Raw genomic sequence first — 15224 nt, 5'->3', positions numbered from 1 at the left:
CTGCGGTGCGGAGAGTGGCGCTAGGAACGGAGCGATTCGACCTCGGCCCCGGTTCGGGTAAGTGTCTTCTGTCCTCGACGACGCGGGCTGTGTCGCTCCCCGGTCCGGACCGTACGTTCGCTACCCGACAGCCTGCACCGCGGACGCGAACAGCGACGCGAACACCTTCCGCTCGGCCTTCCGGAGGTGCTGGTGAAACGTGGGGGGCGCGACGTCGAGCGACTCGGCGAGGTCCTCGCCCGAGGTGTCGCGGGGCCACTCGAAAAAGCCCGCGTGGTACGCGGCTTCGAGCGCTGTCCGCTGGCGGTCGGTCAGGTCCGCCACGAGGTGCTTGCGGGTCCGCGAGGGGTCGTCGTGGTCGCGCCGTATCTGTCTGCGACGGAGCATCCGGGCCGTCGGGTAGGCGGACTCGACGGAGTCGATGACCTGCCGCACGTCGGCGGTCGGGGCGAGGTGGACCCGCATCACGTAGTCGCCGTCCTCGACGACGGCGTTGTCGACGTACCCGCCCTGCGAGGCGACCACCGACAGGACCGGCGGTTCTGTCAGCTTGAGTTCGAAGGCCGCCGGGTCGCCGTCGGAGTGGAAGGTCACTGCCTCCCAGTGGGGCAGCGCCTCGACAAGCGCGTGCACGCTGTCGACTGCGTCGGCCGTGGCAGTGCCGTAGACGAGGAACGCGCCGTCCCCGGCGGGGACCGAGTGGTCGAGGGAGAACCTGCCGTCCGCTCCGCTCTGCACGTCGAGCACGTCGAACACGTCGCGGATCCGGAACTCGAGTTCGACCAGTTCGTCGCTCATCAGCGCCCGTTTGCGTTCGGCGGCGGCGATGGCGTGGCCGACGACCTCGCCCAGCTGCGCGACCACCTCTCGCTCCTGGCCGTCGAAGGCCCGTGGCCGGTCGGCGTACACGTTGAGCACGCCGTAGACGGTCCCCTCGTGGACGATCGGGATCGCCGCCGAGGACCGTATCCCGTGTTCTTCCACGTGGGGGCGCCAGGGGTCGTGTCGGTCGTCGGCGCGGATGTCGGTCGTGACCTGGATCTCGCCGGTCCGGAGCGCTCGACCGGTCGGTCCCTCGCTCCGTTCGTCGTCGGGGTCGACGGAGATGGTGACGCCGTCGAGATACCCCTCGACGCCCGCCTCCGTCCGGAGGGCGACGGTCTGGGACGACGCGTCGACGTCGCCGATCCAGGCGAACAGGTACGAGTCCGACCGGGCGAGCCGGTCGCAGACCGTCCGCTCGATCTCCTCGCGCGTGGACTGCTCGACGACCGCCTCGGTGATCTCGCGGACGACCTCGTTGAGGTTGTTCATCGCCGCGAGTTGCTGGCGCTGGCGTTCGACCGCGATCTCCGTCCGCTTGCGTTCGGTGATGTCGGTCAGCGCGCCCGGGAACGAGACCGGGTCACCGGCCTCGTCGCACTCGACGGAGCCGCGCGCGACGACCCAGCGGACGTCGCCTTCGGCGTTGCGCACGCGGAACTCGGACTCGAACTCGCCGCACTCGTCGAGTGCCGCCCTGACCTCGCCCTCGACGCGGTCGCGGTCGGCCTCGTGGACGGCATCGAAGAACCGCTCCGGGTCGACGCCGTCCCTGGCGTCGCTAGGGACGACGCCGAACTGCCTGGCCAGCGCGGTGCCGGCGACGAACCGGTCCTCCCGGAGGTGCCACTCCCACGTGCCGACCGCCCCGGCCTCCGTCGCGGCCTCCAGCTGGGATTTCGCGTCTTCGAGGTAGTCCTCGTAGGCCGTTCGACTGGTGACGTCCTGGGACATCCCCATGGCCGCGAACACCTCGCCGTCCTCGTCGCGGACGGGAACGACCCGGAACTCGAAGCTACGGTCGCCGAACTCGCCCTCGAACTCGCTGGGCTCGCCCTCGAGAGCGGCCTCGTAGCGCGGGGCGAGCGCGTCGGCGAACGGGTCCGGCAGGGCCTCGCGGACCGTACTTCCCTCGATGTCCCCCGGCGACAGTCCGGTCTGTTCCGGTGGCGTGCCGCCGATCGTCACGTACTGGAGGTCCTCGTCGACGAGCGCGACGACGCCGTTCGGGAACTGTTCGACCAGCGTCTGGTATCGGTTCCGCGACTCCTCCAGCTTCCGCTCGCGCTCCTTGCGCTCGGTGACGTCACTGACGACGCCGAGCGCTCGCACCGGCTCGCCGCCTTCGTAGGAGATTTCGCCCCGGGCCTCGATCCACCGCTCGGCGCCGTCAGCGCGGACGATCCGACACTCGAACGTCCACTCGCCCTCGTCGAGCGCGGCCTCGAAGCTCTCCTCGATCCGCTCGCGGTCCGCCGGGTGGACGTGGTCGAGGAACTGCTCGATCCCCCACTCGTCGAGCGGTTCGTCGTACCCGAAGATCCGGTCGTGGTGGGGCGAGCGGTCCGGCGACTCGCCGCTCTCGAGGTCGAGTTCCCACGCCCCGAGGCCGCCGGCCTCCAGCGCGAGCCGGTGTCGCTCTTCGCTCTCGCGGAGCGCCGCCTCGGTCTCCTTGCGCTCGGTGACGTCTCGGAAATACACCGACAGTCCCGACTCGGAGGGGTAGACGCGCATCGCGGTCCAGATCCCCAGCGGCTCCGAGTACCGCTCGAACGTGGTCGACTCCTGGGTCGCCATGGCTCGCTCGTAGTGCTCGCGGACCGGGTAGTCCTCCGAGAGGTCGAATGCGTCCCACACCGACCGTCCCAGCAGGTCGGCCCGGTCCCGACCGAGCAGTTCCTCGGCGCGGTCGTTGACGTAGGTGTACCGGAACTGCTCGTCGAGCGCGTAGAACGCGTCGTCGACGCGCTCGAAGACCTCGTCCAGTTCGCTGGCCAGTTCCTCGTGCTGGCGTTCGAGGCGCCGCTCCCTGGCTCGCCGGTCGCTCACGTCCCGCCCGATCCCGGTGACGCCGCGGACGGTCCCGTCGTCGTCCCGCATCGGCGCGCCGGTGAACTCGTAGGGGATCGTCTCGCCCCCCTTCGTCACGAGGGGAAGTTCGACGGTCACGTTCTCGCCCATCTCGAGCACTCGGTTGCGGGCCGCGGCCAGGTCCCCCTCCGCCTCGTCCGAGACCAGATCCGCCGGCGGCATCGCGCCGATCTCCTCGTCGGCGTACCCGGTCACCTCGCGCAGGCGGTCGTTCCATCGACGGAAGGTCCCGTCTGTGTCGAACGCGTAGACCACGTCGCGCTGGTTCTCGAGGATGCTCTCGGTGAACGCCTTCTCCTCGCGGAGGCGGCGTTCGCGCTCCCGGCGCTCGGTGACGTCGTGGGTCACCTTCGCGTAGCCGGTCAGCTCACCTTCGTCGTCCGTGATCGCCGTGACGGTGACGTGCGCCCAGAACTGTGAGCCGTCGGCGCGGACGCGCCACCCCTCGTCTTCCGTCGAACCGAACTCGGCGGCCGCCGCGAGGTTCGCCTCGGGCAGGCCGGCTTCCCTGTCGGCGTCGGTGTAGAACGCCGAGGCGTTCTCGCCGACGATCTCGTCCGCATCGTATCCTTTGATCCGCTCGGCGCCCGGGTTCCACGAGGCGACCCGACCGTCGGTGTCGAGGGTGAATATGGCGTACTCCTCCACGGCCTCGACCAGCGACGCGAACTCCCGTCGGTCCTCGAGCCGGGCCCGTTCGGCGCGCTCGCGGTCCGTGACGTCGTAGTAGAGCTCGACCCGGCCGCCCTCGTACGCGCCGGCCTCGATCGGCTTGCTCCGGTGTTCGAGCCAGCGTTCCGAGCGGTCGTCCCCCGCGGTGACGCGACACTCGAAGCGCTCCGTGTACGTGTTGTCGTCGTACGTCGCGAGGACGGTGCTCGCGAACGACGCCGAGTCCTCGACCGCGGGCGCGATCCGCTCGTCGACGAGCCGGCGCTTGTCCCGACCGAGCGCCCGCTCGCGGTCCACCCCGAAGTAGCGCTCGGCGGTGTCGTTGATCCACGCCACGTCGAACCGCTCGTCGAGGACGAAGATCCCGACTTCGACGTCGTCGAGGACGTCCCCGACGAGCGATTCGGCGGCTGCGGGCCACTCCGCCGACGGCCGGTCCGATGGCTCGGCCGGTCGCCACCAGACTCGCGCGTTCGCCCCGACCTTCTTCGTCCGGAGTCGGCCGCGGTCGACGAGGCGGTCCAGCCGGCCGTACGTCGCTCGCCGGCCGAGGTCCAGCCGCTCCGCGATCTCAGTCGTCGTCTGCGGTTCCCCCGACTCGTCGAACAGCGCCAGCGTCGTCCGCATCGCGTCCGTCAGCGGTCCCCCTGCCATTACCCACCGCAGGCGTCCCCGACCCATTAACCCTCCGTCGTCGGAACACCCTGCCGTACGAATCCAGTCACCGAACGCGACAGATCCCGTCGACCGGGTAGTCGGTCGCGTTCGGCCAGTCCGAACGCACCCGCGGACCTCGCCAACTCCGACCACCTAATTGATTATGGCGTGAGCTTACGGTGACACGGAATCTCTGAAGAGATACACCACCACGACACACTGGTGATCCCCTTTATGTCTCAGATCACGACCGAACTCCGACCCGACTTCGCGGCGACCGCCGACCTCACGGAGAGCGAACTGTTCGGCGTCCTCTCGGAGCGACGACGTCGCCTGTTGCTCGACGTTCTCGACGAACGAACGACCCCGCTCGGCCTCCGCGAGCTCGCGACGGGAATCGTCGCTCGTGAAGGCGGCGACCCGGACGACATCGAAGCGGTTCGGGCCGTAGAGATCGTGCTCCACCACAAGCATCTGCCGAAACTGAACGCGCTCGATGTCCTCGACTACGACCGCGACGAGAAGCAGATAACGCCGTAATCTGGGTGCGCGCGCCGCGTTCACCCGACGTGCCGCGCTCTGCCAGGGTCCCCGATTCCTCCGTTTCACCTGGTCCGGGTTCGATTGCTTCGAACCGACCGTCGCCGACGCCGGTTCCCGCTGCCGCCGCGACCGTCGGCGCCGGAACGCGTGTTCTAAAGGCGAACCGGACCGGTGGCTCCGCTCCGGTGTTGCCGACGGTCGAGAGACGGCAGTCGTTCGACAGTGCCGAACGGGGTCGACGAAAAGTCGCGTCGGATGCAGTGGTTCCCTGGGGGCTTACATGTAGCCGAGGTCGCGCAGGCGCTCCATCAGGTCCTCTTTGTCCTGGGCGCGGCCAGCGCGCTCGGTCGTCGAGTCGAGGTCCTGCTGCCAGGCGGGTTCCTCGGCGGCCTTGTCAGTGCTGACTTCGGAGCCGAGCGAGCGGAACCCGGCGAAGTACTTCGGCGAGACGGGGATGTCCTCCTGCTCGATGCCCTCGGGGAGGTCGTCGTCCGTCTCCGGGACGTAGCCCTCGTCCGGGAAGTCCTCGACGGTGTCGGGGACGACGAAGTTCCAGAAGGCGTCCCAGACGGCGGCCTCGTCGAACTGGAGGATGGTCTGGATGCGGTCGTGGGGCGGGTAGATGTCCGGGTCGTGGCGCGGCGAGAAGAACGTCTCGTCGGCGCGGGACTCCTGCTCATCCCAGCGGATGCCCGAGATGATGCCGTCGACCTCGTGCTCCTCGATGGCGTCGTTGAGCGCGACGGTCTTGAGCAGGTGGTTGCCCACGTAGGTGTCCAGCAGGAACGGGAAGGTGTCCTCCTCGTACTCGAGGATGTCGCGGACGTGGTGCTGGTTGTGCTCGGAGAGCTCGTCGATGGGGATGTCGTCGCCCGGTTCGAGGCCGTGCTCGTCGACGTAGTCGCCCACGTCGGTGTTGCGAGCCCAGATGACCTCGAGGTCCCACTCGTCGGCCCAGTGCTCGACGAAGTCGATCAGTTCGTCGAAGTGCTGGTAGTGGTCGATGAAGACGACCGGCGGAACCTCCAGGTCGAACTGCTCGGCGACCTCCTTGACGAAGTAGAGGGTGAGCGTCGAGTCCTTGCCGCCCGTCCACATGACGACCGGGTTCTCGTACTCCTCGAGACCCTTGCGGGTGACCTCGATGGCCTTCTCGATCTTCTCGTTGACGTGCGAGTAGTCGGCAGGGTCCTCGCCCTCGCCGTCCGTGTAGTCGACGTCCAGGTAGTCGGGGAAGTCTGCTGACATCGGTAATTACATCTCATTACCCGGCGGGATAAGTTCTTTTTGGAGAACCGGGCCCCCGGGGCTTGGAAACACGTCACAAAGGCGGATCGCGGGGGAAGTGCGGTCGAGGGCCAGACGTCGGTCGTGTCACCGGTGCAACGAAATGGGTCGGGGTTGAAGCGGGAGGCGATGAGTGCGCGCACCGACGAACGGCGACAGGGACGAAGGGGAGAGCGGTCGGTGCGGTCGTTGCACCGCCGGGCCCGGTACACGCGCTGGTTTCGCTGGCACCTGGTCGCCGCGCTGGCAGTGTTCTTCGCGAGCGCCTTCGCGGCGTACGCGCTCGTCGGGACGATCCCCGTCGAGCAACTGGAAGCGCTGATCGAGGAGGCACAGGGCGGGATACCGGGCGACAGCCCGCTCCCGGAGCTGGCGTTCGTGCCGCTCCTGTTGAACAACCTCCGGGCGTTGCTGTTTATCGGACTCGGCGCGGTCACGGGCGGGTTGCTCTCGCTGTTCGGACTGGTCGTCAACGGCGCCCTCGTCGGTGCGGTCGTCTCGTTCGCGGTCCGCCAGACGTCGTGGGCAGTCGTCCTCGCGGCGCTGCTCCCCCACGGGGTCCTCGAACTCTCGGCGTTCTTCATGGCCGCCTCGGTCGGCTTGCGCATCCCCCACCGGATTCTGCGCTACCTCCTCGGCTGGGACGAGACGCCGCTGAGCCGCGTGGAACTGTTCGAACTGGCCGTCCTCTCGGTCCTGCTCGCGGCGATGATCGCCGTCGCGGCCTGGATCGAGGTCAACGTCACGCTCGACGTGGTCGAGTGGGTCGCCGGCGAAGGCGCGCTCGACCCAGTGAACGCCTGAGGCGCCCGATTTCCCTTCGGAGGAGTTTTACGTTTCACCGGTGAATCGGGGACTGATGACTACGGCAGGCTCCGGAGAACGCGAGGACGCCGCGTCGCTCAGCGAGACGGTGGTGTCGTCGGTCGCGGCCCACAGAGGCGTCGAGGAGATGTCGCTCCCGTCGCTGTACGAGGTCCTCGACCCGGACGCGCTGGACAGTCTCTTCGACACCCCCGGGTCCATCCCAGCGGGGCGCGTGACGTTCGAGTACGCCGACTGCACTGTCGTCTGCAAGAGCGACGGGACCGTCGACGTTCGCGACGCCGGAGAGTAGGGACTCGCTTCGAACAGAACGGACGTCTACGGAAAAGCAGTTTTTCGGGAGACGAGCGCCAGACAGAACCGAGCGGTGCGATAAGAACAGCGACCAGCGGCCCTCAGCCCGAGATGAACTCGTTGTCTCGCCAGTTGACGCCCTCGGAGTCCTCGTCTTCGCGGGGGTCCTCGACGACGTTGATGGAAGCGGGCACGTCTTCGCCGTCGACGATGCGGATCGCTTCGAGGTCCTCGTCGGGCGAGATAATGGCGGTGAGCGTTCCCTTCTCGGCGATCCGGGCGATGTCACAGAGTACCTGGAACATCTCGTACTGGAGGGTACTGTTCTGGAGGACCGTCTCGCGGTCGCCCTTGAAACAGGCGTACTCGACGAGTTCGGACGGCGGTTCCTCCTCTTCTTCCTCCAGGGCGCCCCACTGCGGGCCGCCGGCGGTATCGGTGGTGTGGACCGGCGTGCTGTCCTCGTCTTCGTCCTCTTCGATCTCCTCGTAGACGCGGTTCTCGGTCACGCTGGCCTTCAACTGGGCCGTCGGCGTGTACTTGCTGATGCTCTCGTCGACGGAGACCGCGCTGATGATGAGCGTGTTGTTCCGGCGCGTGATGTCGACGTCCTCGACGTTGTCCGGGAGATCCGGGTCGTCGAAGAAGTCGTACACGTCCTCCAGGGGCAGTTCCAGTGTCGAGTGGAGTCTGTATACGCGGCTCATGTTTATGGGATCGCCGGCCGTCCGCTGACGACGGTGCTACACACCTGTAGAACGCCCACCCATATAGGGGCTACCCTTCCGACTCGCGCCCTGCGAACCGCGCGCCGTCCGTCGAGAAGCGCTCCGCCGCCCGGGTATCGCGTGGGTTTTTGGCCGTCGAGACCGGAGACGAACTCGTGAAAGAGTACGAGCGCAAACAACTCCTGGAACGCATCGGCCGGGAGGGGGCGACCGTGGGCGCGGAAATCCCCGACCGCATCGAGGTCCAGGGGGAGCCGGTCGAGTTGCGCGAGTTCGTCTTCGAGATCAAGCGCCGGGACACGGTGCCGGCGGGCGAGCGCGAGCGCGTCGACCGGGCGAAGACGAACCTCCGGCGCGAACGGCTCCGGCGCAAGGAGCTCATCGAGGACGGCGATATCTCCCGCGAGGAGGGCGAGCGGCAGGCACAGGCGATCATCGGGATCGACCGGGCGCTCAACGCCCTGGAGAACCTCGGGCCGACGGACCTCGAAGCGGAGATCGAGGCCCAGGAGACCGCCGACAAGAAGCGCTGGATGAACTTCCTGAAGCAGGCGCTTGGCCGCGACCAGGACAGCCAGGGCTCGCACCGCTCGTCGAGGTCCCCATGAGCGTCAACGACGACATCGCCGCCCGTCTGGAGGAGTTCGCCGACCTGCTGGAGGCCAGAGACGTCGAGTACAAACCCCGAGCCTACCGGCGAGCGGCCGAGAACGTCCGCGAGCACCCCGGCGACGTCGCCCGGCTGGCCCACGGCGGCGAGGACGCGCTCGACGATATCGAGGGCGTCGGCGACGCCATCGCCTCGAAGATCGTCGAGTACGTCGAGACCGACGAGATCCAGGAACTCGAAGAACTGCGCGCCGACCTCCCGGTCGACATGGAGGAGCTCACCCGCGTCGAGGGCGTCGGCCCGAAGACCGTCGGCGCCCTCTACGAGGCACTGGGGATCGAGACGCTCGACGACCTCGAAGCCGCGGCGGAGGCCGGGGAGATCCAGGAGGTCAGCGGGTTCGGCGCCAAGACCGAACAGAACATCCTGGAGAACATCGAGTTCGCTCGCGAGGCGACCGAACGCGAGCTGCTGGGGGAGGCCCGCCCGCGCGGGGAGCGGGTCGTCGACTACCTGGCGGGGCGCCCGGCGATCGACCGGATCGACCTGGCGGGGTCGCTCCGCCGCTGGAAGGAGACGATCGGTGACGTGGACGTGCTCGTCGGGAGCCGGGAGGCCGAGACGGTCGTCGACGCGTTCACCGACTGGTCGGAGGCCGACGCGGTCATCGAGGCGGGCGACCAGAAGGCGAGCGTCCGCTCGGGCGAGGTGCGCGTCGACCTGCGGGTCGTCGACCCCGCGGAGTTCGGGAGTGCGCTCCAGTACTTCACCGGGAGCAAGGACCACAACGTCAAGCTCCGGAACGTCGCCATCGAGCGCGACCTGAAGATGAACGAGTACGGCGTCTTCGACGTCTCCGGCGTCGAGGACCCCGACGCCGACCAGCGGGCGGGCGAGCGCATCGCCGGCGAGACCGAGGAGGGGATGTACGAGGCGCTGGACATGCCGTGGATGCCCCCAGAGATCCGCGAGAACTGGGGCGAGATCGAGGCGGCGCGGGACGGCGACCTGCCCGACCTGATCGCCGAGGACGACGTGCGTGGGGACCTGCACGTCCACACCGGCTGGTCGGACGGCGACAACACGATCGCGGAGATGGTCGAGGGCGCCGCCGCGTTCGGTCACGAGTACGTCGCGATCACCGACCACGCGACCGGACCGGGAATGGTCGGTGGCGTCGGCGTCCCCGACGACGAACTCCGCGAACAGATCGACGAGGTCCAGGCGGTCGCCGAGGAAGCGGACATCGCGGTGTTCACCGGCGTCGAGGCCAACATCTCGACGGACGGTGAGATCTCGGTCGCCGACGACCTGCTCGCCGAACTCGACGTGGTCGTCGCCTCCCCGCACTCGGGGCTCGACGGCGACGGGACCGACCGACTGGTCGCCGCCGCCGAACACCCGGAGGTGGACGTCATCGGCCACCCGACCGGCCGATACATCAACCAGCGGTCGGGCCTGGACGTCGACGTCGAGCGCCTCGCGACGGCCGCGGCGGAACACGACACCGCCCTGGAGATCAACGCCAACCCGGCGCGACTGGACCTGGGTGGTGGGGCGGTCAAGACGGCGGTCGAAGCGGGCGCGACACTCGCGATCAACACTGACGCCCACCGGCCGGTTCGCTACGAACTCGTCCGCTACGGCGTCCACACGGCGCGTCGGGGCTGGGCCGAAGAGACCGACGTACTCAATACGAGAGCCGTCGAAGGCCTGCGCGAGTTCCTCGAATGACCGGCGACGAGTCAGACACTGACGAGGGCGTGCAGGACCCGAGAGCGAGCACCGTGACGACCGAGGACGAGATCCCACAGCGGCCGTCCGCGGAGACGGCGCTGTTGCTCGACACGATGCTCGGCAAGCTCGCCACGTACCTCCGGATGTGCGGGTACGACGCCGCCTACGTAGCCGAGCGGGGGATCGAGTCCGACGACGACATTCTGGCGCTGGCCCACACCGAAGGCCGCGTGCTCGTCACGCGGAGCCGCCGGCTGGCGGCGCGCGGCGAGCGGACGGAACTGCTCTCGACTCGCGACGTGACCGAGCAACTGCGGGAGCTCCGGGAAGCCGGGTTCGACCTGGACCTGGCCGACGAGCCGGCCCGCTGTAGCGCCTGCAACGGCCCGCTCGAACTGGTCGACCGGACGGAGCCGACGCCCGACTACGCGCCGGAGACCCACGAGGAGACCGTCTGGCGCTGTCGCAACTGCGGGCAGCACTTCTGGAAGGGCAGCCACTGGGACGACGTCGCCGCGACCCTCGACGACCTCTGACCGCCCGCGGTCGGCGACGGACGGCGGGCGGTCGCCGACCGGCAAGCAACACGGCTTAATAGCACATGTCCCTACCGGCGGACGAATGACGTTATCGGACGAGGCCCGCGAGCGACTCGCGGACGTGGTGGCGCTCCAGCCGACGAAGAACGCCGAGCTCCAGGCCCAGTGGGAGATGGACAGCGGGAGCGACGTCCACCAGTACCTCGAATCCGAGCTGAAGGACTACTACTACCGCAACGAGGACAGCCTCATCTGCGCCACGCCCGAGGCGAACGAGCTCGTCGGCGACGAGGTCGAGGGCGAGGTGAACGAACAGGTCGTCACCGCCCCGCCGCTCCAGGCGGCGACCATCGACGTCCTCCCCGACCACGACGCCGAGCCCCAGAGCGTCGTCGCTACGCTCCACGCCCTGCGCGACGAGGGATTCGACCCCGAGCCCGACGTGGACGACGTGCGCTCGGCGCTTCGCTCGCTCACCGAGAAGGGCGTCGTCGCGCGCGTCCAGAAGACCGTCCCGACCTACCGCCTCGCCGTCGAGCGCGACGCGCTGGACGTCGAGCGAGTCGACGGCGACGAGTGAACGACCGTTCTCGGCGCGGTAGAACCACCCTGACTGCAGAGACAATCGTTATCCCTCTCCTCGCTCGTCGTATATCATGGCGACGTGTTTGAACTGCGGATCGTTTGTGACGAGGGCGTACGTACGAGTTTTCGCGCCGAACGACATGTCTCAGCCGCGCGTCTGCCCGAACTGCGAGGACATGACGCGGGCGAACGGGGACGTCCGTTCGAAACGCAACTGAAGCGGGCACCAGAGAAACAGCGCTAACGGCTCCTTTCAGCGCCGTATCGACGAAGATCCGTGAGAGCGGCAGACGACCCGATCGATCCGGAACGGTCTCACCAGAGACCAACCGTGGCGAGCGCCACCTCCCGTCGACGCCCATGGCGACCGCTACGACGTTTCGTCGAGTCCCGGCCGCTGACGGCGCCGCTGGCGGTCGAGCAGTCGTTTGAGCCCTTTTCCCGGCCCGCCCGAGATCGGCCAGTCGCGAGACCGCCAGACGGGCGGCTCCGGTTCGAAATCGGGGCACGAGCCGGAACACTGCCCGGCTGTCTGGTGGCACTTCTTGGCGGCGCAGTACGGCAGGAACCCGGGCCGTTCGTCGGTGAGTCGGAAGTGCCGGCAGTCGGGCCGCATGGTATCGGCGTAGGAGCGCCAACCGCGGCCGAAGGCTCGCTCGGCCAGTTCGAGGCGCTTGTCGCGCTTCCACGCCGCGTCGGCGTACTCGAAACGCGCGGCGGAGGCGTCGCGGGCGCCGCCGGACGGACGTTCGAGGATGCGCGTTCCGGGGTCGTCTGCGGCCAGCGTCCGCGGGTGCCAGGAGACGCTCGCGTCGCCGTCGGCGTCGACGGTGAGGATACCTGCCTCGACGGGGACGTCCTCGATCAGCGCCGGTTCGACCGTCTCGCCGGTCTCGGTGGTCGCGACCCACACCTCGTCGGCGAGCGCCAGAGCCACGTCGCGTTCGAGTTGCGGCGCGAGCGCGCGGGCGGCGCTGGCGTCGAGGTCGGGCTTGTTCTCGATGGCGACGATCCGGCGGACCCAGTCCGGATACGCCCACTTCCGCCGGAGTTCGATGCGGCCGTTCGAGCCCGTCCGGGTCTCGACGACGCCGCGGTCAGCGGCGCGGTGGACGGCCTCGCGGACGTACCGCCAGGGGTAGCCCGGGTCCGGCAGCGCGTCGCGGTACCACGCCCACTCTGCGGGCGCGTTGCGGACGACGTGCAACAGATCCGAGTCGAGTTCTTGCAGGCCGAAGTTCGCCCGCTGGCGCAGCCCCTCGGGGTCGCACTCGACGACGACGGTGTCCCAGCGGCGGTCCCTGGTCCCGATCTGTCGCGAGACGACTGCGGTCGCCTCGTCGGTCGAGACGCCGTCGGGCGGCCACTCGCGCTCGGCCCACTGGCAGACGCACAGCTCGAAGACGAACTCCGACCCGCCGAGGGCCTCGCCGTCCCCGGGTGACACGACCCGAGATAGGTGGTGGCGGCCGCTTATAGGTTTCGCGGCGCGCACGGAACCGCGCTCCCGACGAGAGCGACAGGTGGCGTCCGGATTCCCGGACAGATCCGTTCGCAGCCGTTCGGCATATCCCCCTGTTGACGTGCAGCATCGATCCGACCGGCCGGATTACAGGCCCGCTGTCGTCCGTTCCCGGCGGTTTGTGAACGTCCACGCGCTCGGGCGAACGAACGGTACTGGCAAGTGACCTGTTTCCAGGAGGATAGGATTTATGTACTATGCGGAAAGAGGTGCGCACATGGCTGGGAGCCTACTGAGCGGATTCGGAACGGTCGCACTGCAAAGCAACGGCGGCGGGGCCGGCGCCCTCGCGGCGCTGGGACTGCTGTTTTTCGCCGTCCCGATGCTCCTCGCGGTCATCTCGATCGCGGGGATGTGGAAGACGTTCACGAAGGCTGGCCAGCCCGGCTGGGCGGCCATCATCCCGATCTACAACGTCTACGTCCTCGTGGCGGAGATCGCGGACCGCGACATGGTCTGGGTGCTGCTGAGCATATTCATCCCCTTCGCGGTCATCATTCCGATGATCGACGTGGCGAAGGCGTTCGGCAAGGGGACCGGCTTCGGACTCGGGCTGGCCTTCCTCGGGTTCATCTTCTTCCCGCTGCTGGGCTTCGGCGACGCCCAGTATCGCGGCGTGACCGGAATCTGAGCGGCGAACGCTGGTCGGAACCAACGATTTTACTCGGCGTTGAGGACGCTCCCCAGCGCCCCGCCCAGGATGTACCCGACGGGAGACATGAAGACGAGACCGAAGACGTTCATCAGCGCGCCGAGGCCGTTGATCGCCATAATCGCGCCAGTCGCCCCGTCGCCGGCCGCGGCGCCGAGGAGCCCGCCGAGCAGGATCGACCCGGGGATGTAGACGAGGTTGAACGCCACGGCGGCCAGCATGCCGGTGACGAGGGCGAACTTGATCCCGTCTTCCGCGTCCGAGAGCGACGTGAACGCCACCACGACCAGCGCGCCGAGGAGCACTTCCTTGAACAGCGGCACGTATCGGATCAGGTTGAGAACCGGAACGAATCCGGTGACGAGCAACGCGACGAAGATCGCCGCCACCGACCGCTTGAACGCCTCGTCGTCGAATCCGAGTAGCATGACGTACCACCGGTATCCAGTCGACCGTGATTAACCTACTGGATCAGACATGTGCTGTCGTCGACGTAACCGGATCTCAGCCCAGGTCAGACGAGAAACCCAGACGGCACGAACAGGTTTCGAACTGACAGGTGGGGAAGTGCCAGCGGGGGCAGAGAAGTCGCTGGCTGGCCGCGTATCGGGCGGCCGGAGTGGCACGGTTCAGCCCGTGGCTACTCCTCGTCGTCTTCGTCCTCGTCTTCCTCCGCGAGTTTCTCGTCGAGGAACTCGTGGGCCTGTTCGAGGATTTCGCGGGGGCCGTCCTGCGTGACGGTGTTGACGGCCTGTTCGTAGTCGCGCCACTGGAGGTCGCGGTGCTCGTGGGAGAGCTCGGCCGACGCCTCGAACGAGCGGGCGATGAACAGGTGCACGGTCTTGTGGATGGTGTTGCCGTTGGCTTCGAACACGTAGTCGTAGTCTTCTCGGAAGCCGTCCAAGAGCCGGAAATCACCGATTCCGGCTTCCTCTTTCACTTCGCGGATGGCGGTCTGCTGGAGCTCCTCGTCGCCCTCGACGCCCCCTTTGGGGAACTCCCAGTCGCCGGGGCGACTTTTGAGGAGCAGGTACTCCCGCCGGCCACGCGTGTCGCGAAAGAGGATGGCTCCCGCGCTCGTGGCCTCTATCATTGCCGATACGTACTCTATCACACCTTAAGTGAATATCGGAGCGTCGCCAGGCCGATACCACATCCGTCCGACACCTCCGTCGAGGGACAAACGCATCGCTTATCCGCGCGCCCGGCGACCGGACGGATATGCCGTTCGTCACGAAGCTCACGTTCACGAGCGGGGATCGACGCCTCCTCGACGACGTCGTCGACGGCGTCAAGTCCGCCGCCGAGCGCAAGGGCGTGGAGCTGAAAGGCCCCCATCCCCGGCCGCCGACCGACTACCGGGTGCCACAGACCAAACGGCTCTCGGCCGACGGGGGCCGGTTCGAGCCATGGCAGTACACCTCCTACACCCGGACCGTCGAGATCCACGGCCACGACGAGTTCGCGCGCTCCGTCGCCGGCGACGACTACCCCGACCGCATCCACGTCGAAGCCGAGATCGAACAGGTCTGAGTCCGCGACCCAGCGCGTCCCCACCTCACTCACCCCGCTCTCCAGCCCGACTCGCACCGCCCGGCGGTCCGTCCGACTCCGCTCCACGGTCCGTCCCCGTCCCGTTCCTCCCGAAACCGTCTACACC

Annotated in this window: 16 protein-coding genes; 10 read left to right on the top strand and 6 right to left on the bottom strand. The window is 68.0% G+C overall.

Features of this window, described 5'->3' with window-relative positions; translation table 11 throughout:
- Positions 1-120: 120 nt before the first annotated feature.
- Complete coding sequence (locus ACMGFE_RS03460) at positions 121-4239, bottom strand: PAS domain S-box protein (protein WP_436923694.1); 4119 nt, start codon at positions 4237-4239, stop codon at positions 121-123.
- Between the two features lie 237 nt (positions 4240-4476).
- Here ACMGFE_RS03460 and ACMGFE_RS03455 point away from each other — a divergent pair, with 237 nt between their 5' ends.
- On the top strand, positions 4477-4782 hold the full coding sequence (locus tag ACMGFE_RS03455) for a DUF7344 domain-containing protein (RefSeq protein WP_436923693.1): 306 nt from the start codon (positions 4477-4479) through the stop codon (positions 4780-4782).
- Positions 4783-5061: 279 nt separating this feature from the next.
- Here ACMGFE_RS03455 and ACMGFE_RS03450 read toward each other — a convergent pair whose 3' ends face one another.
- Positions 5062-6033, bottom strand: coding sequence for a phosphoadenosine phosphosulfate reductase family protein (locus ACMGFE_RS03450; protein ID WP_436923692.1), 972 nt, complete (start codon positions 6031-6033; stop codon positions 5062-5064).
- Positions 6034-6201: 168 nt separating this feature from the next.
- Here ACMGFE_RS03450 and ACMGFE_RS03445 point away from each other — a divergent pair, with 168 nt between their 5' ends.
- Positions 6202-6876 carry a stage II sporulation protein M gene (locus ACMGFE_RS03445; RefSeq protein WP_436923691.1) on the top strand — a complete coding sequence of 225 codons (675 nt, stop codon included), beginning with the start codon at positions 6202-6204 and terminating at the stop codon, positions 6874-6876.
- A 55-nt stretch (positions 6877-6931) separates the two neighbouring features.
- Positions 6932-7189: a DdfA family disk-determining factor gene (gene ddfA, locus ACMGFE_RS03440; RefSeq protein WP_436923690.1), complete on the top strand. Its 258-nt coding sequence runs from the start codon at positions 6932-6934 to the stop codon at positions 7187-7189.
- A 103-nt stretch (positions 7190-7292) separates the two neighbouring features.
- Here the strand turns inward: ddfA and ACMGFE_RS03435 are convergent, their stop codons facing one another.
- Positions 7293-7898 carry a DUF7110 family protein gene (locus ACMGFE_RS03435; RefSeq protein ID WP_436923689.1) on the bottom strand — a complete coding sequence of 202 codons (606 nt, stop codon included), beginning with the start codon at positions 7896-7898 and terminating at the stop codon, positions 7293-7295.
- A 176-nt stretch (positions 7899-8074) separates the two neighbouring features.
- On the opposite strand from ACMGFE_RS03435, the gene ACMGFE_RS03430 reads away from it, so the two are divergent.
- From ACMGFE_RS03430 to ACMGFE_RS03410, 5 genes are all read left to right on the top strand, one after another.
- Complete coding sequence (locus tag ACMGFE_RS03430) at positions 8075-8527, top strand: DUF5788 family protein (RefSeq protein WP_436923688.1); 453 nt, start codon at positions 8075-8077, stop codon at positions 8525-8527.
- On the top strand, positions 8524-10263 hold the full coding sequence (gene polX / locus ACMGFE_RS03425; protein WP_436923687.1) for a DNA polymerase/3'-5' exonuclease PolX: 1740 nt from the start codon (positions 8524-8526) through the stop codon (positions 10261-10263). The genes ACMGFE_RS03430 and polX overlap by 4 nt, the downstream gene beginning before the upstream one ends.
- A 116-nt stretch (positions 10264-10379) precedes the next feature.
- Positions 10380-10802 (top strand): Mut7-C RNAse domain-containing protein, encoded by a 423-nt coding sequence (locus tag ACMGFE_RS03420; protein WP_436925144.1) that lies wholly within the window; start codon positions 10380-10382, stop codon positions 10800-10802.
- Positions 10803-10887: 85 nt separating this feature from the next.
- Positions 10888-11385, top strand: a complete 498-nt coding sequence (locus ACMGFE_RS03415; protein WP_436923686.1) for a DUF5797 family protein — start codon at positions 10888-10890, stop codon at positions 11383-11385.
- A 76-nt stretch (positions 11386-11461) separates the two neighbouring features.
- Positions 11462-11608, top strand: coding sequence for a DUF7563 family protein (locus ACMGFE_RS03410; RefSeq protein ID WP_436923685.1), 147 nt, complete (start codon positions 11462-11464; stop codon positions 11606-11608).
- A gap of 152 nt (positions 11609-11760) precedes the next feature.
- Here ACMGFE_RS03410 and ACMGFE_RS03405 read toward each other — a convergent pair whose 3' ends face one another.
- Positions 11761-12837 carry a DUF5787 family protein gene (locus tag ACMGFE_RS03405; protein WP_436923684.1) on the bottom strand — a complete coding sequence of 359 codons (1077 nt, stop codon included), beginning with the start codon at positions 12835-12837 and terminating at the stop codon, positions 11761-11763.
- Between the two features lie 292 nt (positions 12838-13129).
- Between ACMGFE_RS03405 and ACMGFE_RS03400 the strand changes: the two genes are divergently transcribed.
- Complete coding sequence (locus ACMGFE_RS03400) at positions 13130-13543, top strand: DUF5684 domain-containing protein (RefSeq protein ID WP_436923683.1); 414 nt, start codon at positions 13130-13132, stop codon at positions 13541-13543.
- Positions 13544-13572: 29 nt separating this feature from the next.
- Here the strand turns inward: ACMGFE_RS03400 and ACMGFE_RS03395 are convergent, their stop codons facing one another.
- Both ACMGFE_RS03395 and ACMGFE_RS03390 read right to left on the bottom strand, forming a co-directional pair.
- A complete protein-coding gene (locus tag ACMGFE_RS03395; RefSeq protein ID WP_436923682.1) occupies positions 13573-13992 on the bottom strand; it encodes a hypothetical protein in 420 nt (139 codons plus the stop codon).
- 212 nt (positions 13993-14204) lie between these two features.
- Positions 14205-14657, bottom strand: coding sequence for a bis(5'-nucleosyl)-tetraphosphatase (locus ACMGFE_RS03390; RefSeq protein WP_436923681.1), 453 nt, complete (start codon positions 14655-14657; stop codon positions 14205-14207).
- A gap of 128 nt (positions 14658-14785) precedes the next feature.
- On the opposite strand from ACMGFE_RS03390, the gene ACMGFE_RS03385 reads away from it, so the two are divergent.
- A complete protein-coding gene (locus ACMGFE_RS03385) occupies positions 14786-15097 on the top strand; it encodes a 30S ribosomal protein S10 (protein ID WP_436923680.1) in 312 nt (103 codons plus the stop codon).
- Positions 15098-15224 lie beyond the last annotated feature (127 nt).

The sequence above is a fragment of the Halosimplex amylolyticum genome (genome assembly GCF_051414035.1).
In the GTDB taxonomy this organism is placed as follows: domain Archaea; phylum Halobacteriota; class Halobacteria; order Halobacteriales; family Haloarculaceae; genus Halosimplex; species Halosimplex amylolyticum.
The sequence above is the reverse complement of the archived record's forward strand: the minus strand, read 5'-3'. Positions and strand labels throughout refer to the sequence as shown.

Excerpts from the sequence above, each read along its gene's own strand:
- ACMGFE_RS03460 (WP_436923694.1), bottom strand. The coding sequence starts at position 4,239 with ATGGCAGGGGGACCGCTGACGGACGCGATGCGGACGACGCTGGCGCTG.
- ACMGFE_RS03455 (WP_436923693.1), top strand. The coding sequence starts at position 4,477 with ATGTCTCAGATCACGACCGAACTCCGACCCGACTTCGCGGCGACCGCC.
- ACMGFE_RS03450 (WP_436923692.1), bottom strand. The coding sequence starts at position 6,033 with ATGTCAGCAGACTTCCCCGACTACCTGGACGTCGACTACACGGACGGC.
- ACMGFE_RS03445 (WP_436923691.1), top strand. The coding sequence starts at position 6,202 with ATGAGTGCGCGCACCGACGAACGGCGACAGGGACGAAGGGGAGAGCGG.
- ddfA (WP_436923690.1), top strand. The coding sequence starts at position 6,932 with ATGACTACGGCAGGCTCCGGAGAACGCGAGGACGCCGCGTCGCTCAGC.
- ACMGFE_RS03435 (WP_436923689.1), bottom strand. The coding sequence starts at position 7,898 with ATGAGCCGCGTATACAGACTCCACTCGACACTGGAACTGCCCCTGGAG.
- polX (WP_436923687.1), top strand. The coding sequence starts at position 8,524 with ATGAGCGTCAACGACGACATCGCCGCCCGTCTGGAGGAGTTCGCCGAC.
- ACMGFE_RS03420 (WP_436925144.1), top strand. The coding sequence starts at position 10,380 with ATGCTCGGCAAGCTCGCCACGTACCTCCGGATGTGCGGGTACGACGCC.
- ACMGFE_RS03415 (WP_436923686.1), top strand. The coding sequence starts at position 10,888 with ATGACGTTATCGGACGAGGCCCGCGAGCGACTCGCGGACGTGGTGGCG.
- ACMGFE_RS03410 (WP_436923685.1), top strand. The coding sequence starts at position 11,462 with ATGGCGACGTGTTTGAACTGCGGATCGTTTGTGACGAGGGCGTACGTA.
- ACMGFE_RS03400 (WP_436923683.1), top strand. The coding sequence starts at position 13,130 with ATGGCTGGGAGCCTACTGAGCGGATTCGGAACGGTCGCACTGCAAAGC.
- ACMGFE_RS03395 (WP_436923682.1), bottom strand. The coding sequence starts at position 13,992 with ATGCTACTCGGATTCGACGACGAGGCGTTCAAGCGGTCGGTGGCGGCG.
- ACMGFE_RS03390 (WP_436923681.1), bottom strand. The coding sequence starts at position 14,657 with ATGATAGAGGCCACGAGCGCGGGAGCCATCCTCTTTCGCGACACGCGT.
- ACMGFE_RS03385 (WP_436923680.1), top strand. The coding sequence starts at position 14,786 with ATGCCGTTCGTCACGAAGCTCACGTTCACGAGCGGGGATCGACGCCTC.